21 protein-coding genes are annotated in these 23,197 nt (G+C 70.0%); 16 read left to right on the top strand and 5 right to left on the bottom strand.

The window, feature by feature from the left end:
• Nucleotides 1-423 precede the first annotated feature (423 nt).
• The 4 genes from trxA to IEX22_RS01065 form a co-directional block, all read right to left on the bottom strand.
• Nucleotides 424-750 (bottom strand): thioredoxin, encoded by a 327-nt coding sequence (gene trxA / locus IEX22_RS01050; RefSeq protein WP_188665006.1) that lies wholly within the window; start codon nucleotides 748-750, stop codon nucleotides 424-426.
• A gap of 164 nt (nucleotides 751-914) precedes the next feature.
• On the bottom strand, nucleotides 915-2,621 hold the full coding sequence (locus IEX22_RS01055; RefSeq protein ID WP_188665008.1) for a hypothetical protein: 1,707 nt from the start codon (nucleotides 2,619-2,621) through the stop codon (nucleotides 915-917).
• A gap of 186 nt (nucleotides 2,622-2,807) precedes the next feature.
• A complete protein-coding gene (gene murJ / locus IEX22_RS01060) occupies nucleotides 2,808-4,538 on the bottom strand; it encodes a murein biosynthesis integral membrane protein MurJ (RefSeq protein WP_229659672.1) in 1,731 nt (576 codons plus the stop codon).
• A 46-nt stretch (nucleotides 4,539-4,584) separates the two neighbouring features.
• Nucleotides 4,585-5,085: an NUDIX hydrolase gene (locus IEX22_RS01065; protein WP_188665010.1), complete on the bottom strand. Its 501-nt coding sequence runs from the start codon at nucleotides 5,083-5,085 to the stop codon at nucleotides 4,585-4,587.
• Nucleotides 5,086-5,194: 109 nt separating this feature from the next.
• On the opposite strand from IEX22_RS01065, the gene IEX22_RS01070 reads away from it, so the two are divergent.
• The 11 genes from IEX22_RS01070 to rplI all read left to right on the top strand — a co-directional run bounded on the left by IEX22_RS01070 (nucleotide 5,195) and on the right by rplI (nucleotide 14,730).
• Nucleotides 5,195-6,643 carry a CCA tRNA nucleotidyltransferase gene (locus IEX22_RS01070; RefSeq protein WP_188665013.1) on the top strand — a complete coding sequence of 483 codons (1,449 nt, stop codon included), beginning with the start codon at nucleotides 5,195-5,197 and terminating at the stop codon, nucleotides 6,641-6,643.
• A 649-nt stretch (nucleotides 6,644-7,292) separates the two neighbouring features.
• The gene (locus IEX22_RS01075) at nucleotides 7,293-7,436 is read left to right on the top strand and encodes a hypothetical protein (protein WP_188665016.1); all 144 of its coding nucleotides are present in this window, start codon (nucleotides 7,293-7,295) and stop codon (nucleotides 7,434-7,436) included.
• 102 nt (nucleotides 7,437-7,538) lie between these two features.
• Complete coding sequence (locus IEX22_RS01080) at nucleotides 7,539-9,056, top strand: glycosyltransferase family 87 protein (protein ID WP_188665019.1); 1,518 nt, start codon at nucleotides 7,539-7,541, stop codon at nucleotides 9,054-9,056.
• Nucleotides 9,057-9,115: 59 nt separating this feature from the next.
• Nucleotides 9,116-9,505, top strand: a complete 390-nt coding sequence (locus IEX22_RS01085; RefSeq protein ID WP_188665022.1) for a hypothetical protein — start codon at nucleotides 9,116-9,118, stop codon at nucleotides 9,503-9,505.
• Nucleotides 9,506-9,620: 115 nt separating this feature from the next.
• A complete protein-coding gene (locus IEX22_RS01090; RefSeq protein WP_188665025.1) occupies nucleotides 9,621-10,820 on the top strand; it encodes an MFS transporter in 1,200 nt (399 codons plus the stop codon).
• A gap of 50 nt (nucleotides 10,821-10,870) precedes the next feature.
• Nucleotides 10,871-11,803, top strand: coding sequence for an ABC transporter ATP-binding protein (locus IEX22_RS01095; RefSeq protein WP_188665028.1), 933 nt, complete (start codon nucleotides 10,871-10,873; stop codon nucleotides 11,801-11,803).
• A complete protein-coding gene (locus IEX22_RS01100; protein WP_188665031.1) occupies nucleotides 11,800-12,675 on the top strand; it encodes an ABC transporter permease in 876 nt (291 codons plus the stop codon). Before IEX22_RS01095 ends, IEX22_RS01100 begins: the two co-directional genes overlap by 4 nt.
• Before the next feature lie 233 nt (nucleotides 12,676-12,908).
• The gene (rpsF, locus tag IEX22_RS01105) at nucleotides 12,909-13,214 is read left to right on the top strand and encodes a 30S ribosomal protein S6 (RefSeq protein ID WP_076694196.1); all 306 of its coding nucleotides are present in this window, start codon (nucleotides 12,909-12,911) and stop codon (nucleotides 13,212-13,214) included.
• A 78-nt stretch (nucleotides 13,215-13,292) separates the two neighbouring features.
• On the top strand, nucleotides 13,293-13,889 hold the full coding sequence (locus tag IEX22_RS01110; RefSeq protein ID WP_188665034.1) for a single-stranded DNA-binding protein: 597 nt from the start codon (nucleotides 13,293-13,295) through the stop codon (nucleotides 13,887-13,889).
• Nucleotides 13,890-14,020: 131 nt separating this feature from the next.
• A complete protein-coding gene (gene rpsR, locus IEX22_RS01115; RefSeq protein WP_076694200.1) occupies nucleotides 14,021-14,260 on the top strand; it encodes a 30S ribosomal protein S18 in 240 nt (79 codons plus the stop codon).
• Between the two features lie 20 nt (nucleotides 14,261-14,280).
• Nucleotides 14,281-14,730: a 50S ribosomal protein L9 gene (rplI, locus tag IEX22_RS01120; RefSeq protein ID WP_188665037.1), complete on the top strand. Its 450-nt coding sequence runs from the start codon at nucleotides 14,281-14,283 to the stop codon at nucleotides 14,728-14,730.
• Nucleotides 14,731-14,815: 85 nt separating this feature from the next.
• On the opposite strand, the gene IEX22_RS01125 is transcribed toward rplI, so the two are convergent.
• A complete protein-coding gene (locus IEX22_RS01125; RefSeq protein ID WP_188665040.1) occupies nucleotides 14,816-15,190 on the bottom strand; it encodes a nuclear transport factor 2-like protein in 375 nt (124 codons plus the stop codon).
• 518 nt (nucleotides 15,191-15,708) lie between these two features.
• Between IEX22_RS01125 and dnaB the strand changes: the two genes are divergently transcribed.
• The 5 genes from dnaB to IEX22_RS01150 all read left to right on the top strand — a co-directional run bounded on the left by dnaB (nucleotide 15,709) and on the right by IEX22_RS01150 (nucleotide 23,196).
• Complete coding sequence (dnaB, locus tag IEX22_RS01130; RefSeq protein ID WP_229659720.1) at nucleotides 15,709-18,141, top strand: replicative DNA helicase; 2,433 nt, start codon at nucleotides 15,709-15,711, stop codon at nucleotides 18,139-18,141.
• A gap of 165 nt (nucleotides 18,142-18,306) precedes the next feature.
• Nucleotides 18,307-20,112 (top strand): ATP-binding protein, encoded by a 1,806-nt coding sequence (locus IEX22_RS01135; RefSeq protein ID WP_188665047.1) that lies wholly within the window; start codon nucleotides 18,307-18,309, stop codon nucleotides 20,110-20,112.
• Between the two features lie 174 nt (nucleotides 20,113-20,286).
• Entirely contained in the window at nucleotides 20,287-21,207 is a 921-nt protein-coding gene (locus IEX22_RS01140; RefSeq protein WP_188665050.1) for a CPBP family intramembrane glutamic endopeptidase, read from the top strand.
• The gene (locus IEX22_RS01145) at nucleotides 21,194-22,507 is read left to right on the top strand and encodes a sensor histidine kinase (protein ID WP_188665054.1); all 1,314 of its coding nucleotides are present in this window, start codon (nucleotides 21,194-21,196) and stop codon (nucleotides 22,505-22,507) included. The genes IEX22_RS01140 and IEX22_RS01145 overlap by 14 nt, the downstream gene beginning before the upstream one ends.
• Nucleotides 22,504-23,196 (top strand): response regulator, encoded by a 693-nt coding sequence (locus tag IEX22_RS01150; RefSeq protein WP_188665057.1) that lies wholly within the window; start codon nucleotides 22,504-22,506, stop codon nucleotides 23,194-23,196. The genes IEX22_RS01145 and IEX22_RS01150 overlap by 4 nt, the downstream gene beginning before the upstream one ends.
• Nucleotide 23,197 lies beyond the last annotated feature (1 nt).

The following is a 23,197-nucleotide window of genomic DNA, read 5'->3' on the forward strand; positions in this document are numbered from 1 at the left end:
GAGGTATGGCCGCGCAGACCAAGCGTTTCGCTCCGCCGCGGTAAGACGCTTGCGGGCGGTGTGGCGCGTGCTCGGTGAGCCGCCCCCGCGACCCGAGACGGCAGCGATTCCGCGGATAGTCCGGATCTCCCATCGACACCGACAGCATGACGATGGTGACGACCGTGCGGGATCCGCGCACACCCCGACGAGCAAGAAGGACCAGGCCGTCAACGCGCCGACCCAGCCGACGCGGGCATGCGCCGGCACCGGTCAGGCGACCGAGCACGCGGCCGATGCAGTTTCTCGATGCAGCTCCTCGTTATCAAGCCGAACCGGTTGACAGTGCTTCAACCGCGATCCGGAGCGACGAGAAGGGGCGGGGCCCGAAGGCCCCGCCCCTGGCGACCCCGTCATGCGGGAATCGGCTGTCGTATCAGCTGTTCAGCCGAGGAACTCGGCGAACGCCTGCTCGAAGTGCTGCTTCGGTCGCGCCCCGATGCTCGTGGCCGCGACGTTGCCGTCCTTGAACACGTACACCGCGGGGATCGAGGTGATGCCGTAGGTCGAGGCCACGCCGGGGTTGTCGTCGACGTTGACCTTGACGACGTCGACCTTGTCCCGGTGCTCCTCGGCGATCTGATCGAGGATCGGCGAGAGCATGCGACACGGACCGCACCACTCGGCCCAGAAATCAACGATCACGGGCTTGTCCGCCTCCAGCACATCGGTCTGGAAGCTGCTGTCGGTGACTTCTCTGGCGTTGCTCATGGTGCCTCCTCGGGCTGCTGGTCGTCGTGATGGCGCTCCGTATCGGTCAGCCGATCCGTGCCATCACCTTCTGCCCCGGTCAACCGTGGGACCCGGCGCGATATTCCGCATCGTCGAAGCACCGGGCCACGGACGGGGTGGCCGCGCACGCACGTTCTCGATCGTCAGCTGAGAGCGATCTCGCTGATCCTCAGGCCGTACGGGTACTGGCCGTTGTTGATCCGAGGCAGTTCCGTGAAGTTGACGATCACGTACTTGGCGGCCGGCGTTCCGCCGGGCAGCGGAACCGATACGTCGGGGGAGGTGAAGCTGCCCTGCGCGACCTGTCGGGCGCCGTCGATCGTCGGCGCACTGTTGACCATGATCTGGAAGCTGCCTCCCTGACCGCCCTGTTGGGTGATGTCGACCCGCGAGACCTTCGTCGGCTGCTGCAGGGTCATGACGAGTGCCAGATTGTCGGCGAGACCGGCGAAATTGGCACCGGAGTAGGTGGAGCTGAACCAGTCGGTCGCCTGGTTGCCGTCGAAGAGGCGGGGAAGCAGCTGATCCAGCGACGCGATGTCGGGATACTGGTTGTTCTTCATCTCGCGCGTCACCTGGACGATCCGCGGGGGCACCGCCGGTGCGGCGGGGGCGCTCGACGCGGCCGCCGCACCGGTGGGGCTCGGTGCGGCGGACGAGGGTGCCGCCGACGACGACTGAGCCGCCGGAGTGCCACCGCCACCGGCGAGATTGCCGAGCTGGGTGTACACGAAGAAGACGCCGGCGATGATCAGGGCGACGACGAGAATGCCGACCAGGGCGCGGGAGAAACGAGGATCGTTCTCCCGGTCGTCCTCCTCGAGCTCGTCGTCGAGTTCGTCGTCGTTGCGCCGGTCGGCCGCCACCGCGCCGGCCGCGACACCGCCGCCGGTCACCACGCCCGCTCCGCCGGAACGCCGGTCGCGACCCGGACCATTGTCGTGGTCCTGGTCGTCGGTGCCGCGGTCGTCGAGGTCGTCCCGGTCCCGCGGGCTCGCCTCGTCGAGATCGTCCCGATCAGCGAGGTCGGCCTGGTCGTCGAACTCCCGCGGCCGGGTGTCGTCGTCACCGTAGGAGCCCTCGTCGTCGTATCCGGGCTCGTCCCAGGTGCCGCCGTCGTCGTCGTGATCCGTGTCCTCGTCGCGGGCCCGCGTGTCGACGGTGTCGAAGGAGGTCGTGTCGACGGCATCGGCCGTGTCGTGGGACTCGGTCTGCGGGGCGGCACCGCGGCCCCGGGAAGCGAGGGCACCCGCCGCACCACCGGCAGCGGCGCCGGCACCGAATCGGCCCAGGCTCCAGCGGCCCCGCCCACGAGCGGCCCCGGCCCGGTCGGACTCGTCCTCGGTGTCGTCCTCGGGTTCGTCCCGCGACCGGTCGAAGATCTCGGACTCGAGGGCACGGTCGTCCTCGTCGCGATCCTCGGCGCGGTAGCCGGCGATCGGGCCGCTCTCCGTCGGGGCGCCCGGAGTTCCGCCCTCGGGGCGATCGGCGCGCTCGACGTCGAAGGGACGCGCATCGTCCGCGTCGTCGATCTCGACCTCCTCCTCGACGAGCAGCAGGTCGAGCAGCTCGGCGGCGGAGGCCCGATTGGTCACGAGGTAGTGGTGCCCCTCGGCGCGGCCGAGGTCCAGCACCTGCAGGGGGTCGTTGCGTTCGCCGACGGCCACCTGGCGAGCGTGGTGCGCCATGTCATCGGCGTGCTCCGCGGCCGGCACGAGGATCGAGACCTTGCGGCTGAGGATCTGATCGACACCGTCGAACACGTAGTCGGCGTCGGCCGAGACGAGGACCTGGCCGGTGACCTTGTAGCGGCCACCGAGCATGGCGCCGACGTCGACAGGTTGCGACACTGAGAAACCCGCTTCCCCTCGGTGGACGGCGGGACCGGCCGGACCCACCGATCAAGTCGACGATCCTTCAGTCGATGATCGCTTTCGATCCTATCGAAGCACTCCCGCCGCAGGCGCTGCGGCGCGCGGCAGGACGGCGCTCCGACCATGGGTCCGGCCATCCCACCCGGCCGGGGACGAGGGCGATCAGCGACGACGGAGCCGGGCCACGAACGGGTCGAGGAAGCTGCCGAGCTCGCGGACCCGGAGCGCCCGCGACAGCCCCAGATACACCCCGAGCATGACGACACCGATGACCGCGATGGTGACGACGGCGCTGATCAGGTTGTGCCAGGGGAACCCGTCGGCAGCGAATCCCCCCATCAGGCGCAGTACCAGACCCCCGATGACGGCCGAGCCGAGCGCCGCGAGCGCCATCCTCAGGTGCGAGTCCAGGATGCGCGCGCCGTCATCGTCCCCCCCGAGCCGCCGCTTGACCAGGGGCCGCGTGATGACGACGGCGAGGATGTTCTGCACGCTGTACGTCAGCGCCAGCGCGAAGATGAGCCGGCCGGCCGGCAGTACCCCGGCGTGGTAGGCCAGCTGGATCCCCACGGCGGCCAACACGCCGAACACCGCCAGGCCACACTGGATGAGGAAGGGCGTGCGCGCGTCCTCCTCCGCGTAGAACACCCGGTTCATCAGGTAGGCGATGCTGAAGAACGGGGCGCTGACGGCCAGCAGCACCACCGTCTGACCCATCACGGCTCCGTCGGCGGGCCGGCCACCGGCGAACAGCATGCCGAGCGGTCCGGCCAGGACGAGGAGCGCGGCGGCACCGAACACCGTCGCAACACCGGTGGTCCGCATGCCCCGGGAGAACGCGGCGCGAATGGCCACCACGTCCCCCGATGCCGACGCCGCGGACATCCGGTTGAACAGCACCGTCGCGATCGACAGCGCCACGATGGCGTGCGGCAGCGTGTAGATCATGCTCGCGGTGTCCAGCACGCCCTGCCCGGCGATGTTGTCCCCGGGGCGCTTCGCGCCGGACGCGATCGACGCCGTCGGATAGGTCGCGAACAGGAACACCCCGTTGCTCACGATCATGGTCAGGATCGTCCAGCCCGCGACCCGCCCCGCCGCGCGCAGGCCGATGCCCCGCCAGCCGAACCGCGGCCGCAGACCGAGACGCAGCCGACGCAGCGGCCACAGCAGCATCAGTGCCTGGCACACGACACCGAGCGTCGAGCTGCCCGCGAGGAGCACCGTCTGCGCCGGTGTCCAGGTCGCCACCGTGTGCGGCGTGAGCTCGCCGTTGCGGCCCATGGTCGCCACGAAGACGACGAGACCGGCGATGGCGACGACGTTGTTCACCGCGGGCGCCCACATGTACCAGCCGAACCGGCCGTGCGCGTTGAGGATCTGGCCGAGGGTGGCGTACAGGCCGTAGAAGAAGATCTGGGGCAGGCACCACAGGGCGAACGCGATGCCGAGGTTCAGCTGGTCGGTCGACCAGCCCTGCGTCGTCAGGTGCATCAGCACGCCGGCTCCCACCGTGACCACCAGCGTCAGGCCCGCCAGGATGATGACGATCAGGGTGACCAGCCGGCTCGTGTAGTCGGCGCCGCCGTCGGGCTGCTTGCTGGCACGGATGATCTGCGGCACCAGCACCGCGTTGAAGACGCCGGCCGCGAGCATCACGTAGACGAGGTTCGGGAGGTTGTTGGCCGCGGAGAACGTGTCGTACAGCGCGGAGGTGGCGCTGAGGGCATAGCCGAGCGCGATGATCTTGAGGAACCCGAGCATGCGCGAGACCAGGGTCCCGGCCGCCATGATCGCGCTGGAGCGGGCGGCGGTCGGCGGGGTAGCGGGGTTCTCAGTCGTGTTCTCTGCGGTGTTCCCCCCCGGGGAGGAGGCGCGCTCTTCGGTGGACATCGTTCGTCATCGTCTCAGATCACCGGCCGCGAGCCGGACCGACATGCTAGGCGTGGTCGGCGAGGACACCGCGGGCCAGGTCGACGATGCGGCGTTCATTGGGGAAGGACAGCCGTGCGGCAAGATCGGCCAGCGGCACCCAGGCGACGTCGACGGCCTCGTGGTCGGGATCGTTCTCGATCGTCAGATTCCCCCCGGTCGCCCGGAGCAGGAAGTGGTGCACGGTCTTGTGCACGCGGTGCCCGGTGACGGTGAACCAGTAGTCGATGCTCCCCAGCGGGGCGATCACCTGACCCTCGATCCCGGTCTCCTCGGCGATCTCCCGCGTGGCGGCCTCCTGGGCACTCTCGTCGTTCTCGGGGTGACCCTTCGGCAGGCACCACTCGAGGCGTCCGCCCCGGTTGATCCGGGCGATGATGGCCACCCGCCGGCCGTCGTCCTCCAGGTCCACGACGACGCCGCCGGCGGACACTTCCTCGACCGTCGGCAGCGCAGCGGAAACGAACAACGAGTTCCGTTTCGGTGCGCTGGGGACGGGATGGGCCATGCCCTCCACTGTAACTTTGATCGCATCCGGGCCTGAATCGCCCGGCCAGGGCGCATCACCCGATCCGGGGGCGCCGCACCGAGCCGCGGTCTGGCACTGTAGAAGGACTATGGCGCAGCTGATCGACGTGAACCGGATCGACCCGGTGGTCCGGGAACTCGGTGACCTCTTCCGGGCGGCGGGGCACGAACTGTCCCTCGTGGGCGGCCCCGTCCGCGACCTGTTCCTCGGCCGATCCTCCCCGGACCTGGACTTCACCACGGACGCCCGCCCCGACGACATCGTCGCGGTGATCAAACCCTGGGCCGACGCCTGGTGGGAGATCGGTCGCGACTTCGGCACCATCGCGATGCGCCGCCGCGGGTTCACCCTCGAGGTCACCACCTACCGCGCCGAGGCCTACGACCCGGCCTCCCGCAAACCCGTGGTCGCCTTCGGCTCCTCCCTCACCGAGGACCTCGCGCGCCGGGACTTCACCGTCAACGCCATGGCGCTGCGGCTTCCCCACCTCGAACTCGTCGACCCGTTCGGCGGGGTGCGCGACCTGCACGAGCGCCGCCTGCGCACACCCGGCAGCCCCGAGTCGTCCTTCACCGATGACCCGCTGCGGATGATGCGCGCGGCCCGGTTCGCCTCCCAGCTCATGGTCACCGTGGACGACGACGTGCAGGCCGCGATGGCGGCGATGGCGGACCGGATCGACATCGTCTCCGCCGAGCGGGTCCGGGAGGAGCTGGTGCGCCTGGTCTGCGGTCGCGACCCTCGGGCCGGCATCGACCTGCTCGTCTCGACAGGGCTGGCCGACCGGATCCTGCCCGAGGTCAGCGCGCTGCGGCTCGAGACGGACGAGCACCACCGGCACAAGGACGTGTACGAGCACTCGCTCACCGTGCTGGAGCAGGCGATCGAGCTGGAGACCGGGCCGGACGGACCCGTGCCCGCACCCGACTTCGTGTTGCGGTTCGCCGCGCTGATGCACGACGTCGGCAAGCCCGCCACCCGTCGCTTCGAGTCCGGTGGCGCCGTCAGCTTCCGGCACCACGACGTCGTGGGCGCCAAGCTCACCACGCGACGGATGAAGGCGCTGCGCTTCGACAACGACACCATCAAGGCCGTCGCCCACCTGGTGGAACTGCACATGCGGTTCTACGGGTACGGCGACGCCGGCTGGACGGACTCCGCGGTGCGCCGGTACGTGACCGACGCCGGGAACAGCCTCGAGCGGCTGCACCGGCTCACGCGCTCCGACGTCACCACCCGCAACCGCCGCAAGGCCGAGCGGCTCGCCTTCGCCTACGACGACCTGGAACAGCGCATCGCCGTCCTGGCGGAACAGGAGGAGCTCGCCTCGATCCGTCCCGACCTCACCGGCACCGACATCATGCGGATCCTGGGCATCCCGCCGGGCCCCGTGGTCGGACGCGCCTACCAGTATCTGCTGGGCGTGCGGATGGACCAGGGGCCGCTGCCCGCCGACGAGGCGGAGCGACTGCTGCGTGCGTGGTGGGACGAGAACGGCGCCGAATCGACCGGACCGGAAACAACGGGAAAAGAATGACGCGTCACCCATTGCTTTCTTCCGCAACGATGCCGTAAGGTCGTTCCCGGTGAATCCCCGTCGGATTCACGGAGGTTCCGGAAACAATGGTCCGGAAACTCTTGTCGCCACGTCGATGTCCGAAGGAGGCAGCCAGGTGATGATGCCATTCCGTCGCGAAACGACCGGGTCTGCTGACCGCCGGCGTGGTGATCGTCCCGGCACGCGCTGACCGGGACCCCCGCCGCACCGTCCACCTCGCAGGGGCCGATGTCCGCGTTGCCGACCGCCCGGCATCCGCGTGATCTCGGCCTCGACGGCCGAGCCCGCGCTGATGGTGCCGGGCGGACCGACGGCGTGGTGAAGGCGCCGGTCTGACCGCGCCGAGCTGATCGCGCCGGTCTGGCGAGCGCGCCTGCCTGTGCGCTGGTCAGTCCGCCCGCGATGACGGCGACCGTGCGGTGTCCGCATTTCCCCGCGCATTCATCGTCGATATCCGTGGACCTTTTCCGCGGCAGTTCCCTGCCGTCGTCCGCGCCTTTTCCCGCCCATTTCCTGGCATCACTCGTGCCGCATTCGCTGCGCCGATCCGGCGTGCGTGCCCGTCCGCCGTCGGGCCATGTCGTGCTGCCCGGATCCCGCTGCCTTCCATGCCCGAGAGGAGGACACCATGCACACATTCGCCCACCTGCCCCGGCACCTGCTCCGGCTCGCGCTGAGGCTGCTGGCCGGGCCCGCAACCGCGGCCGACCGCCGGTCGCCGACGACCGTCGCGGACCACCTGCACCCGCTGCATCGGATGCAGATCCGGTGACTGCCGTAGGCTCGCACCAGTCCGTCCGGTGGGCGGGGAGACGCCTCCCCACCCACCGGACGGTGTTCGCGTGACGGGCCGGGACCGGCCGGAGAGGATGCGATGTCGGAGCAGGAGCCGCCCGGACCGCCGGATCGCCGCCGTCCCCTCCGCCCGGGCCGGGCGCGGGTGATGCGGATCGTCGCGCCGACCCGCTCCGATCCGGTCCTGCGCCGCCTCACCGAGGTGGTCGGTGGTCCGCTCGGTCGGCACAGCGAGCCCGGCGTCGTCGCCCCCGGCTTCTTCACGGTCGAGCGGGTGCTCATCGTGCTCACGGTGGTCGCCGCGGTCCTCTCCGTCGTCGTCAAGCAGTACTGCCGGGTCAACGGCTGGCACACCCCGGAACACTTCTATGCCGCCTGCTACTCCGACTGGGGCGAGCTCTTCCACCAGCGCGGGCTCGACGTCGGCGTGATCCCGTTCATCACCCCCGGCGAGCGCTTCGAGTACCCCGTGCTGCTGGGTGCCCTGGCGGGGCTCACCGCCCTCCTCGTCCCCGGCAGCGGGGCGTCGGTGGCGCGCAGCACCGCCTACTTCGACATCAATGCCGTGCTGACCGCCGCGACCTGGATCGTCACCGTCGTGGCGACCGTGCGGATGAGTCACCGGCGGCCCTGGGACGCGGCGATGGTCGCGGTGGCGCCGGCCGTGATCCTCTCGGCGACCATCAACTGGGACTTCTGGGCGGTGATGCTCGCGGCCCTCGCGATGCTCGCCTTCGCCCGGGACCGTCCCGTGCTGGCCGGTGTCCTCATCGGGCTGGGCACCGCCGTGAAGCTCTACCCCGTGCTGCTCCTGGGCGCGATCCTCGTCCTGGCCATCCGCAGCGGCCGATGGCGCCCGTTCCTGCTCAGTGCCGCGACGGCGGCCGGCAGTTGGCTCGTCGTCAACCTGCCACTGATGCTGACCGACTACACCGGCTGGCGCTACTTCCTGGACTTCACCCGGGAGCGACCCGCCGGCTACTCGTCGTTCTGGTACGTGCAGGTGGCGATGGCGGACCGGCTGCACATGCCTCCGGCACCGGTCCCCGTGATCAACACGCTGAGCACGGGCCTGTTCGTGCTGTGCTGCGTCGGTATCGCCGTGCTCGCGCTGACCGCGCGACGCCGTCCCCGGATGGGGCAGCTGGTGTTCCTCATCGTCGCGGCGTTCGTGCTCACCAACAAGGTGTACTCCCCGCAGTACGTGCTGTGGCTGGTGCCCCTGCTCGCGCTCGCTCGGCCGCGGTGGCGCAGCTTCCTGGTCTGGCAGGTGATCGAGGTGCTGCACTGGGCCGCGACGTGGCTCTACCTCGGACAGCTCACGTCCGGCGGCAACCCCCAGCACAACATCGACATCCTCTACTACTCGGCGGCCGTGCTCGCCCACATGGGCGCGCTGATCTACCTGATGGCCGCCGTCGTGCGGGAGATCCGCCGGCCGGAACTGGACGTCGTGCGCCGGCAGGGCATCGATGACCCCCAGGGCGGGCCGTTCGTGCGTGCCGGCGACGTGCTGCCGTGGCTCGCGCCGGGGCCGGGGCCGCGGCCGGACCGCGTCGCTCCCGCGGACACAGGAGATCCACAGCCGCGGCTGTGAGCCGACCCAACTCCGGGCGCTGAACTGGATCCACCAGCCCAGCAGAACCGGAGGATCCCATGTCGCCGTCCCGTGATCAGCGTCGTGACCGTCCCGGCACGATCGAGCCGCGACCCCTCATCCGCTACGCGCACACGCCGTCCCTGGTCGCCGCCAACGGCCTGACCGCGGCTCCCGACGACGGTCGGGACCGCGCGACCACCGCGCCCACCCGGCCGCACGGCACGCGCCACCGTCCCCGCCCGCTGTGGCGACGCCTCGGTGCGGCGGCGCTGCTCACCGCGACCCTGGCCACCGGTTCGGCCCTGCCGGCCCAGGCGGCGGCCGCCGACGCGACGCGCCCCTCGGCCGCGGCCACCGTGGTCGAGCAGCAGCACGCCACGCTCACGACCCCGGTCCAGCTGACTCGGTCCACCGCTTCCCTGCCCCCACGCAAGGGACGGGGGTGATCCATCGACCGGTTCTCCTTCCTCCCTCAGTGATGACGATCGGCGCACCGCCACTGTCCCGGCGGTGCGCCGATCGGCGTGCCCGGCACCGATCCCGCGCCCCTAGGCTGGACCCGTGTCCAACCCCTCGACGCGCGCCGCGCTCGTCGCCACCTTCGTCGTCTTCGTCTTCAACGGTTTCCTGTTCGCCACGTGGGCCGCACGCATCCCCGCCGCCGCGCAGATCCTGCACCTGAGTTCCGGGCAGATCGGCGGACTGCTCCTGTTCGGCGCCGTCGGCTCCCTGCTCGCCCTCCCGCTCAGCGGCGCGGTGGTCAACCGGCTCGGGTCCGCGAACAGCGTGCGTGTGGGCGCCCTCACCGCCGCGGCCGGGGCGGCGGGACTCGGGGGCGCCCTCGCCGTGGCCTCCGTGCCCCTGACCGGGGTCGCCCTGTTCGTCCTCGGCACCGGCATCGCCCTCTGGGACGTGTCGATGAACATCCAGGGCACCGAGGTCGAACGGGTGCTGCGGGCCACCGTGCTGCCGAAGTTCCACGCCGGTTTCTCCGGCGGCGCGTTCATCGGCGCCCTCGTCGGTGCGGCCATGGCCGGGGCCGGCGTGGCGCTGCCGGCGCACCTGTGGGGCATCGTCGTCCTCGCCGTCCTGGCGATGGCCGTCATCCCCCGCTGGTTCCTCACCGACACCGTGCACGAGCCCGACGGCGGTCCCGCCCCGGGGCGCCTCGACGCCTGGCGGGAGCCGCGCACCCTCGTGCTGGGCCTCATCGTCCTCGGGGCGGCCCTGACCGAGGGGGCCGCGAACGACTGGATCGCCAAGGCCGCGGTCGACGGGCTCGGTGTCGACGAGGCGACCGGTGCCCTCACCTTCGCCGCGTTCGTGCTCTCGATGACCGTGTTCCGGTACGCCGGGTCCGCCTTCGTGGACCGGTTCGGGCGCGTCGCCGTGCTGTACGCGAGCTTCGGCACCGGGCTGGTGGGCGTGCTGCTGTTCGTGCTCGGCCCCGGCGTCGTACCGGCCCTGATCGGCGCCGTGCTCTGGGGAGCCGGGGCCGCGATGGGGTTCCCCCTGGGCATCTCCGCCGCGGCCGACGAACCCCGCAGGGCCGCCGCCCGGGTGTCGGTGGTCTCGACCATCGGCTACTCCGCCTTCCTGGCCGGCCCCCCGGTGCTCGGTTTCCTCGGTGACCACGTCGGCATCCGAACGGCACTGCTGGCCGTCGGGGTGGTGGCCCTCGCCTCCACGGTCGCGGTGCGGGCGGCGCGGCCGGTACCGGCCACGACGACGCCCGTCGAAAGCGGCGACGGCAGCCGGTAGCGTGGGAGTCACCGACGCGCAACCCCGGCAGTGACAGGAGAGGCAGCGGCATGATCCAGGTCGAGCACCTGACCAAGCGATTCGGGGAGAAGGTCGCCGTCGACGACCTCTCCTTCACCGTTCGTTCCGGCACCGTGACCGGGTTCCTCGGTCCCAACGGGGCGGGCAAGTCCACCACGATGCGGGTGGCCGTGGGCCTGGACCGGCCCACCTCCGGCTCCGTCACGTTCGACGGCAAGCGCTATCAGGAGCTCGCTGCGCCCCTGCGTGAGGTCGGCACCCTGCTGGAGGCGCGCGCCGTGCACCCCGGGCGCACCGCCCGCAATCACCTGCGCGCGCTGGCCGCGACCCACGGCATCCCTACCCGACGGGTCGACGAGGTGCTCGGCCTGACCGGGCTCTCCGACGTCGCCGGCAAACGGATCGGCGGCTTCTCGCTCGGCATGGGCCAGCGGCTCGGCATCGCGACCGCGATGCTCGGTGACCCGGGCGTGCTGGTCCTGGACGAGCCGGTCAACGGGCTGGACCCCGAGGGGGTGATCTGGGTGCGCAACCTGGCGCGGGCGCTGGCCGCCGAGGGCCGCACCGTCCTGATCTCCTCCCACCTGATGAGCGAGATGGCACAGACCGCGGACCACCTCGTCGTCATCGCGCAGGGCCGGCTGATGGCCGACGCCCCCATCGACGCGATGCTCGACGGGGAGGGCCAACCACGCGTGCTGGTCCGGTCGCCCGACACGGAGCGGCTCGGCGTCGCCATCGCCGGCGACGGGGTCTCCGTCGACCAGCGACCCGACGGAGCGCTCGTGGTCACCGGCCGGGACCCCCTGCAGATCTCGCGTGCGGCCCTCGACCACGGCCTGCTGCTCAGTGAGCTGACGCCGATGCGGGCGTCCCTCGAGGACGCGTACCTGCGCCTGACCCACGACCACGTCGACTACCGCGCGGCCGAGCCGGTCGCGGAAGGGAACGGAACCCGATGAGCGCCGCCACCTCCACTCACACGCCGGCTCACCGCGCCGCCGGGGACCGGCCCGGCGCCGGCCCGTCGTTCGGCCGGGTGCTGTCCGCCGAGACGATCAAGTTCTTCGGCCTGCGGTCGACCTGGGTGCTGCTGATCGTGACGGTCGTCCTCATGGTCGGTTTCGCCGCGCTCAGCGCCTGGGCCATCGCCTCCTTCACGCAGGACAGCCAGTCCGGGGGCGCGAACGGCCCCGGTGGTCCCGGGGGGCCCGGTGCCGGCGGCGCCACGGACTTCGTGCACACGGTGCCCTCGTCGGGCCTCTCGCTGGCCATCCTCGTGCTCGGGGCGATGGGGGCGATGTTCGTCGCCGGGGAGATCGGCAACCGGTCGATCCTCGCCACCATGACGGCGGTGCCCGCGCGGTGGCCGGTGCTGGTCGCGAAGGCGATCGTGCTGACCGTCGTCTCCTGGGTGACCATCACCGTCTGCGAGCTGCTCGGCTACCTGGTGGCGCAGCCCCTGCTGGCGCCGGCGGACCTCGACTTCGCCTTCGACGCGACGCGCGTCCCGCAGATCATCTTCCTCTCCGGCCTGTACGCGGCCGCGATCGCCGTCATGGGCCTGGGTCTGGGCGCCCTGATCCGCAACACCGCGGCCGCGATCGTCGTCCTCGTCGCCATCCTGCTCGTCTTCCCGATCCTGGTGGCCATCTTCCAGCAGGACTGGGTGCAGTGGGTCTCCGCGTTCCTGCCGAGCACCGCTCACGACGTCGCCCTCAATCCCACCGCCGAGGGCAAGCTCGACGCCGCCGGCTCGTGGGCCGTGATCGCCGGGTGGCCCGTGGTGCTGCTCGGGGCGGGTATTGCGCTGATCCAGTCCCGGGACGTCTGACCGGCCTCGGCCGGCGTCGCCGGGCGTCGCCGGACCCCGGGGAGCGGTCCGTCGGTTCGGCGGTCTCTCGCTCGGTCCGGTAGGATGGGGAAGTCTGTGCTGGGCACGGTCCGGTCTGCGCGCGTTCGCGTGCGTCCATTCCACCGATGCCGTGACTCGCGCGGATCAAGCGCACGAACCTCCTGCTGCGGAAGGACCGCAGCCGTTTCAGCCCGAAGGAGGTGGGTTCACACATGCGTGAATACGAACTGATGGTTCTGATCGACCCCGAGGTCGAGGAGCGCTCCGTCCAGCCGTCGCTGGACAAGTTCCTCAACGTGGTCCGCAACGATGGCGGCACCGTCGACAAGGTCGACATCTGGGGCCGTCGCCGGCTGGCCTACGACATCCAGAAGAAGAACGAGGCCATCTACGCCGTCGTCAACTTCCACTCGACCCCGGCCGGTGCCCAGGAGCTCGATCGTCAGCTCAATCTGAACGAGACGATCCTGCGGACCAAGATCACCCGTCCGGAAGAGCAGCGCGTCAGCGCCGAGTGATCTCCCGTCCGGATCGAGAAGGCAACGATCACTCCGGACGAACCGATTCACCGCGTCAATCACGGAAGGCAGGGCCCGATGGCAGGCGAGACCGTCATCACCGTCGTGGGTAACCTCACGGCCGATCCGGAGCTGCGGTTCACGCCGTCCGGTTCCGCGGTCGCGAACTTCACGATCGCGTCCACTCCACGCACGTTCGACCGTCAGGCCAACGAGTGGAAGGACGGCGAGACGCTGTTCCTGCGCGCCTCGGTGTGGCGTGAGGCGGCCGAGAACGTCGCCGAGACGCTGACCAAGGGCACCCGCGTGGTCGCCCAGGGCCGGCTGAAGTCGCGCTCGTACGACACCAAGGAAGGCGAGCGGCGCACCGTCATCGAGCTGGAGGTCGACGAGATCGGCCCCTCGCTGCGGTACGCCTCGGCCAAGGTCAACCGCAACGCCCGCGGCGGCGGCCAGGGAGGCGGCGGCTTCGGCGGCGGCAACTCCGGCTTCGGCGGCGGCGGGGGCAACCAGGGCGGCTTCGGGGGCAACTCCGGCGGCGGCCAGGGCGGTGGCGGATACGGCGGCGGCAACTCCGGCGGCTCGCAACAGTCCAACGACGACCCGTGGGCCACGCCCGGCACCTCCACCTCCTCGGGGTGGGGCAACGGCGCGGACTCCGAGCCGCCGTTCTGATCGGCCCTTCCGACCGATGCGGTCCCGGCCCGGCCGGGACGACGGGTGCCGCCTGACGGCGTCACCCCCACCCATTCACCCCATCCCGCGGACCCACGTCCGCGGGCTCCACAGACAGAAGGAGCACCACGATGGCCAAGGCTGAGATCCGCAAGCCGAAACCGAAGCAGAACCCGCTCAAGGCGGCCGACGTCACCGTCATCGACTACAAGGACGTCGCCCTCCTGCGGAAGTTCATCTCCGACCGCGGGAAGATCCGCGCCCGCCGCGTGACCGGCGTGTCCGTTCAGGAGCAGCGCAAGATCGCCCTCGCGATCAAGAACGCGCGCGAAGTCGCCCTGCTGCCCTACTCCGGCGCCGGCCGCGGCTGAACGGAAAGGAATCCCTTCTCATGGCAAAGCTGATTCTGACCCAGGAAGTCACCGGGCTCGGCACCGCGGGCGACGTGGTCGAGGTGAAGAACGGGTACGCCCGTAACTACCTCCTCCCGCGTGGTTTCGCGCTGTCCTGGTCCCGCGGTGGCGAGAAGCAGGTCGAGTCGATCCGCGCGGCCCGCAAGGCCCGCGCCGTCGCCTCCCTGGCCGACGCTCAGGCGCTGGCCGCGAAGCTGTCCTCCACCCCCGTGCAGATCAAGGTCAAGGCCGGCGAGTCCGGTCGCCTGTTCGGCACGGTCAAGACCGACGACGTCGCCACCGCGGTGTCCTCGGCCGGGCTGGGCTCGATCGACAAGCGCACGGTGGAGCTGCCGGGACACATCAAGTCCACCGGCGACTACCAGGCGACCGTCCGTCTGCACGAGGACGTCTCCGCCACCATCGACCTGCAGGTCGTTCCCCTCTGAGGATCACCTGACGGTTCACGCCACGGGCCGGGCACCATCACGGTGCCCGGCCCGTGGTGCGTCTGCAGGTCCTGGCGATCGCCGATCAGGTTCCGGTGGGCACGAACCCCGAGCAGATGACGCGCAGCAACGAGATCCGGTCGCCGTCGACGTCGTAGTAGGCCGTCTGCTCCACGAGATGGTCGCCCCCGTCGTTGCGGACGGTCATCCGGTAGCTGATCCGGTGCCGGTCGACGACGTCGTCCTCGCTGGTGCCGAGCACCGCCGTGATGTGGTCGCCGTCCTCGAACCAGTGGCCGAGCAGGACGTCGAGCACGTCCTCGGCTCGATCGGCCTCCCAGAAGCGGCGCGGAGTCATGGCCCGGAAGTCGACGTCGGGCGCGAGCACCGCAGCCAGCGCGGCACGGTCCTTGCGGGCCAGCGCCCGGACGTAGCGGGCCCCCGCGTCCGACGTCGTCATGGTGATCCCCTCGTGGTCGTGGATCCTGCGGTCTCGCTGCTGTGATACGGCCTGAGGGGGACGTTGTCAACAAGCATGCTGTGGATTGGACACGCCGGGGGACGGATCCTCATCCACAGACTGTGCGATGCGTCGTCCCACGTCAAGGCCGGGTCGTGAAGTTATCCACCGGCTGATCCACACCGCTGTCCCCACCTCGTGCACAGGTGTGCTCGGCGTTTTCCCCAATGCGGGGCGTGTCGCCCACAGGCGGGCGGGACGGCGGTGGACGATCGGGTTGGTGGTGCCGCCGCCGCGGGCTAACGTGACTCTGTCCTCCCCCCGACGCCCACGCGGCAGTCCTGTCGGTGGGCGCCGGTAGACCGGTGAGCACCACGGAATCCGTGCCGGATCCCGCTCGGGACGGAAGCAGGACGACGCACAGCGGAAGCGGAGGGGTCGGCGTGTCGATCGGGGAACTGGATCGGGAACAGCGGTCACGGCAGGACGAGTTCTCGCGCACCCCGCCGCAGGACCTGGTGGCCGAGGAGAGCGTGCTCGGCGGCATGATGCTCTCGAAGGACGCGATCGCGGACGTCGTCGAGGTGCTCAAGGGCAACGACTTCTACCGGCCCGCGCACGAGAACATCTACGACGCGATCATCACCCTCTACGGCAAGGGAGAACCGGCGGACGCCGTCACCGTCGCGGACGAGCTGAACAAGCGCGGCGAGCTGTCCCGCATCGGCGGCCCGGCCTACCTGCACACGCTGATCTCCTCGGTGCCCACGGCGGCCAATGCCGGGTTCTACGCGGAGATCGTCCGGGAGCGGGCCGTGCTGCGCCGGCTCGTGGACGCCGGCACGAAGATCGTCCAGCTCGGCTACTCCAGCGATGGGGAGGTCGACGACCTGGTCAACGCTGCGCAGGCGGAGATCTTCTCGGTCGCGGACACCCGCTCCAACGAGGACTACCTGCCCCTGCAGGCCATCATGGAGCACACCATCGACGAGATCGAGTCGGCGTCCGGCCGCGGTGAGGGCATGCTCGGCGTGCCGACGGGCTTCTACGAGTTCGACGAGCTGACCCACGGCCTGCAGGCCGGCCAGATGATCGTGATCGCCGCGCGTCCCGCCGTCGGCAAGTCGACATTCGCGCTGGACATCGCCCGGTCCGCCGCCATCAAGCACGAGCTGCCCACCGTGGTGTTCTCGCTCGAGATGAGCCGCAACGAGATCGCCATGCGTATCCTCTCGGCGGAGGCGACGATCAACCTGCAGGACCTGCGCAAGGGGTCCCTGCGGCAGGAGCACTGGACGAAGATCGCGGCCGTCTCGCAGAAGCTCAACGACGCGCCGCTGTTCATCGACGACTCCCCGAACATGTCGCTGATGGAGATCCGCGCCAAGTGCCGGCGCCTGAAGCAGAACCACGGCCTCAAGCTGGTGGTGCTGGACTACCTGCAGCTGATGTCCTCGGGCAAGCGCGTCGAGTCCCGCCAGCAGGAGGTCTCCGAGTTCTCCCGTGCCCTGAAGCTGCTGGCCAAGGAGCTGGAGATCCCGGTGATCGCCCTGTCGCAGCTGAACCGTGGCTCGGAGCAGCGCACGGACAAGCGGCCGATGGTCTCGGACCTGCGCGAGTCGGGCTGCCTGACGGCGGACACCCGGATCCTCCGCTCGGACACCGGTGCGGAGACGACGATGGGCGAGCTGTACCGCGCGGGCGCGACGGACGTGCCGGTGTGGTCGGTGGGTGAGGACCTGCGCTACGTCGAGCGGCACCTCACCCACGTGTTCTCCACCGGGGTGAAGCCGGTCTACCGGCTCACCACTGCGTCCGGCCGCACGCTGCGCGCGACGGCGAACCACCCGTTTCTCACCTACGACGGGTGGCGGGCGCTCGGCGACCTGGCTCCCGGCACCCGTATCGCCGCTCCCCGGCACACCGACGGCCCGACCGAGCGGACCGAATGGGAGGACTCCCGGGTCATCATGCTGGCGCACCTGCTCGGCGACGGCTCGTTCGTTCGGCACCAGCCGATCCGGTACGCCTCAGTCGACGAGCAGAACCTCGCGGCGGTGACGACCGGAGGCGTCGTGCCGCAGGCGGTGTTTGCGTTGCCGAAGGTGCAGATCTCGCTCTTTCTCAAACGCCTGTGGTCGACCGGCGGCCGGGTGACCGTCACGAGCGATGATCGCGACGGACGGATCGTCCTGAACTCGTCCTCGCGCCGGCTGGTGGACGATGTCGCTCGGCTGCTGATGCGTTTCGGCATCACCGGCCGCATTCGCCGAGTGAGTGCGAAGGCTCGGAAGGCGTCGACCGAGCCGCAGACGGTCGGCTACGCACTCGAGGTTGCCGGGACGGATGATCAGCGGCGCTTCCTTCAGGAGATCGGTGTGGAAGGCGACAGTGAGCCTGCTGCAGCCCAGCTGCTCAGGATCGTGCGAGCTCGAGGAAAGAACGCGGCCGGCGCTTCCGAGCCGACGGGGATCTGGGAGGCTGTCTCGTCGATCCTCGCGCAACGGCAGCCTCCATCGGTGGAGCCTGCGAGCCTCGGCTCGCAGCTCGGCGGCTCGGTGCTCACCGGGATCGACCGTTCGACGGCGCCGATGGGGCAGATCGCCCGGGTGCTCGACCGCGCCGAGATGGACGTGCTCGCGGTCAACGACGTCTTCTGGGACAAGATCGTCTCCGTCGAGCCGGACGGCGAAGAAGAGGTCTTCGACGCCACCGTGCTCGGCAACCACAACTTCGTCGCCAACGGCCTGACCGTCCACAACTCGATCGAGCAGGACGCCGACATGGTGATCCTGTTGCACCGCGAGGACCTCTACAACAAGGAGTCCGAGAAGGCGGGCAGCGCGGACATCATGGTCGCCAAGCACCGCAACGGCCCCACGAAGAACATCGAGGTCGCCTTCCAGGGCCACTACTCGCGGTTCAACAACATGGCCCCGGACGGGATGTAGTGCAAACCCCGGGCACGATCTGTCGCGCCGATTGAGTCTCAAGCGACAGTGGTGGAACGCTGGATCGGCCGGGCCACCTAGGCCAACGTTATGATCCAGGCCACTTCGGAGGACGGGCCATAATTTTGTTGCCGACTTAATTATGACCGTGGCAGACTGAGGCGCATGCCCATAATTTTCGGTCAAGACCCCGTTCGCGCCGAAGTGGAGAGTCTGCTCAGGAGGATCGACCGCGGCGAGACGGTGGATCGAACGGTTGAGCGCAGCATCGTGGATCTCAAAGAGGAAGCCGGCCGTCGTGACCGGTCCGGCGTCATCCTCCCAGGTCAACCTACGAATGAGGCAGCTGCCAAGGCGCTCGCGGCGGAAGCAGCTTGCATGGCCAACACTCCGGGGGGCGGTGCGCTCATCGTGGGCGTGGCCGACGACGGGCAAGTGCTTGGGACACAGCTGGAAGTCGAGTGGTTGAGGCATCGCATCTACGAGCTATCGCACAAGTTGCTGACCGTCGACGTCGCCAACGTGACGGTTGCGGACCACCGGCTTCTGGTGGTCGTGTCGCCGTCTGCCGTCGAGCCCGTGCGAATCAACGGACGCATCACATGGCGGGTAGGCGATCATTGCGTGGAGATCGATGCTGCGACGTGGCACGCCCGTCGGATGCAACGACTCAATTACGACTGGTCGGCGGATGTGTCGACGGTCCCGGTTGCAGCAGTACGGCCGGCCGCGCTGGCGGTTGCACGAGACTTCTTGCGCGCGAGCGGCGAGGGATCCGCTGAAGACCTTGCGCAGGCGGATGACTTCCACCTTCTTCGTCGTCTCAACGTTGTCCTGGAGGAGGGAATGCTGACCAATGCCGGTGTTATTACACTGGTAGGTCGCGGTACCGCCTCGGTCGACTACGTCCACCGGGACTATGCAGGCGGCGACAGCACTGCGCGTGTCCGTCGACAGGATCGCTCTCTCCTCGAAGAGCTGTCCGAAGTTTTCCTGACGGTTGAGGCGCATAATTCTATGCGACACATCCAGACACGACTCGTGGTTCGTCAAATTCGGGATATTCCTATGCTCGCTGCTCGCGAGGCGGTTGTTAACGGACTAGCGCACCGGGAGTGGGGTGTAGAGGCACCCACGGTGATCGAGCATGTCGGACGGACACTACGCGTCACCAGTCCAGGTGGATTCTTTGGCGGTGTCAACGAGTCGAACATCATCACCCATCCTTCCCAATCCCGAAATCCGGCCTTAGCGCAACTCCTAGCTGATCTGCGGGTCGCTGAACGGGAAGGCATCGGCGTAGACCGGATGGTCCGTGAGATGATCCGAGTCGGCCACCAACAGCCACTGATCCGGGAGATCGAGGGGCCATATGTTCGCGCCTCTCTGGTGGGGGATGCTCTGGATGAGTCGTGGATCGCTTGGCTCGCTCAGATCAATCCGCCGGAAGAAGCCGTCGACGTCTCGTCTCTCCTGGTGCTGCGTCATCTAGCAAATATCGGTTGGGTAGACGAGCGGTCCGCGTCTGTATTGGTCCAACTGCCTCCAGAGGAGGCGCGGGGCACCCTACTGAAGCTGGCGCGGGCTCAAATCGGTGGGGGTCCACTCGTCGTGGCGGTCGAGGGCACTCCGGCTGGTACGGCTACAGCGTGGCGACTGAGCCCACAGGCGCAAGGCAATCTAGCGTCATTGGATCAGGACGCAGCGCGAACTCGAAACGTCCCGACGCGCACTGAGATAGCTCGTTCGTACGCGCAGGCACGCGGCCGTATCAGTTCGACCGAATTTGGCTCTTTGGTCGGAGCCAGCCCATCGAATGTTGGCTCCACACTCAAGGCGCTGGCCATTGAGGGGGTACTAGAGCCTTCGAGCGCGGCGGGTAGGGGTCGTGGATTCTTCTACAGATGGGCAGGGGGCGACGAAGCAGGAAGTAAGCACGGGTCGGAACAGTCATCCGACGGGGGTCCGTAAGACCTCCGCGACGAGCGGTTCCACGCCATGGCCCTACATGGCCACGGACGGGGTCTCGCCTCCACCTTTCGATGGAACGGCTGAGGTTCCGTCCTGAGCCGGTCGATCGGCGTCGCGCTGATTTCTAGCGTCGAGATGTGGCCGAATCGCGGTCACCTGACCGACGGAGGCGTCATGACGACGACGATCGACAACCGGCAAGGGCTGCGCACCCGGGGCGTCCGTGCCGCCGTGGCCGGACACCCGCTCCTCTCCTTCTTCGTCCTCGCATGCGGGCTGAGCTGGCTCGCCTGGGTCCCGTACACCCTGTCTTCGCACGGGCTGGGCGTCTGGGACCTCGCCTTCCCCGCGATCCTCGGCAGCGCCCAGCTCTCCGGCGTCCTGCCCGGGGCTCTGCTCGGGCCTCTCGGCGGCGCCTTCCTCGTCACCGCGGTGGCCGATGGACGTCCCGGCCTGCGCCGCTGGGCCGGGCGGCTGCTCCGGTGGCGGGTCGGGTGGCGCTGGTACGCGCTCGCCCTGGTCGGGGTTCCTGCCTTGGTTCTGGTCTCCGGCCTGCCGTTCTCCGGCGGCGTGGTCCAGGCGCCGTCGCTGCTGGCGCTGGCCGCCGTCATCCCGGGCCTGGTCATCCAGCTGTTCACCACCGGGTTGTCCGAGGAACCGGGCTGGCGCGACTTCGCCCTGCCCCGCCTGCAGGAACGCTTCGGCCCCATGGGCGCCGCCGCCGTCCTCGGCCCGGTGTGGGCGACATGGCATCTGCCCCTCTTCCTCAGCGACTGGGGCGGCTTCCCGAACGCGCCATGGACCCAGCTCGTCTGGTTCGCCGGCTTCTGCATCACCTTCAACATTGTGATGGCGTGGGTGTTCAACCGGACCGGTGAGAGCCTGCCGGTGGCCATGCTGCTGCACGTGGGTGTCAACAACACCGTCTCGATGCTGTGGACCGAGATCTACCCCGGCATCCCCGCCGACCGGATGATCCTCGGCCTGGCCATCCTCTCCACCATCGGGGCCGCCGCGATCCTCGTCGCCACCCGCGGGCGCCTCGGCTACCCCGGCCCCGCCCGGCTCGTAGACTCGGGCGATGGACACCGCTGAGCGGCGGGGCGCGCACGGCCCCGGGACGCCGGCCCGGCCCGGTGTCCACCGCCGCGACGTGCTCACCGCCGCGGCCACCGCCGTCGTCGCGCTCGCCCTGCTGCTCGGCGCCCCGGTACTCGCCGCCGAGGACCCGTCGACCGCGTCCCTGGTCTCCCCGGCTCCGTTCTCCGGCGAGTGGATCGTCCTCGCGCTGGTCCTCCTCCTTCAGGCGGCCGCCGTGGCCCTCACCCGGCTCATCCCGCGCACGGTCCTCGTCGTCGTCGCGGCGCTCGCGGCCGTGCCGTCGGCCGTCGTCCCGACGACGTTGCACAGCCTCGGGCTCCTCGCCGTCATGGTCGTCGTGGTCGTCGCCGTCCTGACCGCCCCCGCCGTCCGGTTGTGGCCGGCCCTGACGACGGCGGCGATCCTGGTCGCGGCCGGCGAGACGACGGCCGGCATCGCGGTCAACGGCTCCTCGCCGCCGGCGGCGGCCGGGCAGGGCCTCCTGCAGGCCGCCGGAGTCGTCGGCCTGCCGCTGCTGGTCGCCCTCCTGATCCGGTCGCGCCGGGACGTCCGGCGCGCCCAGCGCGACGAACAGAACGCGCTCGTCCGGGAACGCGACGCCCTCATCGACGCCGCGGTCTCCCGCGAGCGGACGGCGATGGCGCGGGAACTGCACGACATCGCCGCGCACCACCTCTCCGGGATCGCGCTGATGGCCGCCGTCGTGGACCGGCAGATCGACACCGATCCCGCCCGGGCGCACGAGGGCGTCCGCCAGATGCGGGCGCAGAGCACGAGCGTGCTCGACGACCTGCGGCGGCTGGTGGGGCTGCTGCGGGAGGACGGGCTCGCCACTCGGGCGGTCGAGACGCTCGCCGGCATCGCTGACCTCGTCGAGCGCGCCCGCGCCCACCAGGCCGTGGACCTGCGGGTGCTCACGGCCGCCGACCGGCCGCTCGGATCGGGTATCGGCCCGCTCGCCCAGCTCGCCGCCTACCGGACGGTGCAGGAGGCCCTCTCCAATGCCGCCCTGCACGCCCCGGGGGCGGCGTCCACGGTGGAGATCGACGACCGGGACCCGGACCGGCTCGTCCTGCGGGTCGAGAACGGCGCCGCCGGTGGGGGTGGAGGTGCCGGTGCCGGCCGGACGGGCGACGGCGGCCACGGACTCCGGGGCATGCGGGAGCGAGCCGACCTGGTCGGCGCGGAGCTGTCCGCCGGTCCCTTGCCGGACGGCGGGTGGCGGGTTGACCTCCTCCTCCGTCGGGAGTCCGCACGCGAGGGCGCCGGCGCGGACGGGCAGGACGTCGCGTGATCCGGGTGCTCATCGCGGACGACCAGCCGCTCATCCGCGCCGGCGTCGCTGCCCTGCTCGACGCCGAGCCCGACATGGACGTCGTGGGCGTCGCCGCCGACGGCGGCGAGGCGCTCGACCTCGCCCGCACCACCGACCCCGACGTGGCGTGCCTGGACATCCGGATGCCGGTGCGGGACGGCATCGAGGTGGCCCGCGCCCTCGCCGGGCCTGAGGCCGACTCACCGGTCCCCGTCCTGATGCTCACGACGTTCGACCTGGACGACTACGTCTTCGGTGCTCTCGAGGCCGGCGCCTCCGGGTTCCTGCTCAAGGACGCCGACCCGGACACCATCGTCACCGCCGTCCGCCAGGTCGCCGCGGGCAACGGCACGATCGACCAGGCCCTCACCCGCCGGGTGCTGCGCGAGTTCGTGTCCCGCCGCCGCCTGCAACCGGTCACCGGGGACCGGGCGGACGGCCTGCTCACCGAGCGCGAACGGGATGTGCTGTTCCTGCTCGCGCAGGGCATGTCCAACGAGCAGATCGCAGACGAACTCGTGGTCGAGGTGTCCACGGTCAAGTCCCACGTGGCGCGAATCCTGCCCAAGCTCGGCGTGCGCTCGCGACTGCAGGCCGTGGTGTGGGCCTACCAGAACCGGATCGTCGCGGTCCCGGGCTCCGACGAGGAGTCCACTGCCGGACGGTGAC

Source organism: Tersicoccus solisilvae, from assembly GCF_014643255.1.
GTDB lineage: Bacteria > Actinomycetota > Actinomycetes > Actinomycetales > Micrococcaceae > Tersicoccus > Tersicoccus solisilvae.

Bases quoted from the DNA above. Each gene is read 5' to 3' on its own strand.
- trxA (WP_188665006.1), bottom strand. From the start codon at position 750: ATGAGCAACGCCAGAGAAGTCACCGACAGCAGCTTCCAGACCGATGTG.
- murJ (WP_229659672.1), bottom strand. From the start codon at position 4,538: ATGTCCACCGAAGAGCGCGCCTCCTCCCCGGGGGGGAACACCGCAGAG.
- IEX22_RS01065 (WP_188665010.1), bottom strand. From the start codon at position 5,085: ATGGCCCATCCCGTCCCCAGCGCACCGAAACGGAACTCGTTGTTCGTT.
- IEX22_RS01070 (WP_188665013.1), top strand. From the start codon at position 5,195: ATGGCGCAGCTGATCGACGTGAACCGGATCGACCCGGTGGTCCGGGAA.
- IEX22_RS01075 (WP_188665016.1), top strand. From the start codon at position 7,293: ATGCACACATTCGCCCACCTGCCCCGGCACCTGCTCCGGCTCGCGCTG.
- IEX22_RS01080 (WP_188665019.1), top strand. From the start codon at position 7,539: ATGTCGGAGCAGGAGCCGCCCGGACCGCCGGATCGCCGCCGTCCCCTC.
- IEX22_RS01085 (WP_188665022.1), top strand. From the start codon at position 9,116: ATGTCGCCGTCCCGTGATCAGCGTCGTGACCGTCCCGGCACGATCGAG.
- IEX22_RS01095 (WP_188665028.1), top strand. From the start codon at position 10,871: ATGATCCAGGTCGAGCACCTGACCAAGCGATTCGGGGAGAAGGTCGCC.
- IEX22_RS01100 (WP_188665031.1), top strand. From the start codon at position 11,800: ATGAGCGCCGCCACCTCCACTCACACGCCGGCTCACCGCGCCGCCGGG.
- rpsF (WP_076694196.1), top strand. From the start codon at position 12,909: ATGCGTGAATACGAACTGATGGTTCTGATCGACCCCGAGGTCGAGGAG.
- IEX22_RS01110 (WP_188665034.1), top strand. From the start codon at position 13,293: ATGGCAGGCGAGACCGTCATCACCGTCGTGGGTAACCTCACGGCCGAT.
- rpsR (WP_076694200.1), top strand. From the start codon at position 14,021: ATGGCCAAGGCTGAGATCCGCAAGCCGAAACCGAAGCAGAACCCGCTC.
- rplI (WP_188665037.1), top strand. From the start codon at position 14,281: ATGGCAAAGCTGATTCTGACCCAGGAAGTCACCGGGCTCGGCACCGCG.
- IEX22_RS01125 (WP_188665040.1), bottom strand. From the start codon at position 15,190: ATGACGACGTCGGACGCGGGGGCCCGCTACGTCCGGGCGCTGGCCCGC.
- IEX22_RS01135 (WP_188665047.1), top strand. From the start codon at position 18,307: ATGCCCATAATTTTCGGTCAAGACCCCGTTCGCGCCGAAGTGGAGAGT.
- IEX22_RS01140 (WP_188665050.1), top strand. From the start codon at position 20,287: ATGACGACGACGATCGACAACCGGCAAGGGCTGCGCACCCGGGGCGTC.
- IEX22_RS01145 (WP_188665054.1), top strand. From the start codon at position 21,194: ATGGACACCGCTGAGCGGCGGGGCGCGCACGGCCCCGGGACGCCGGCC.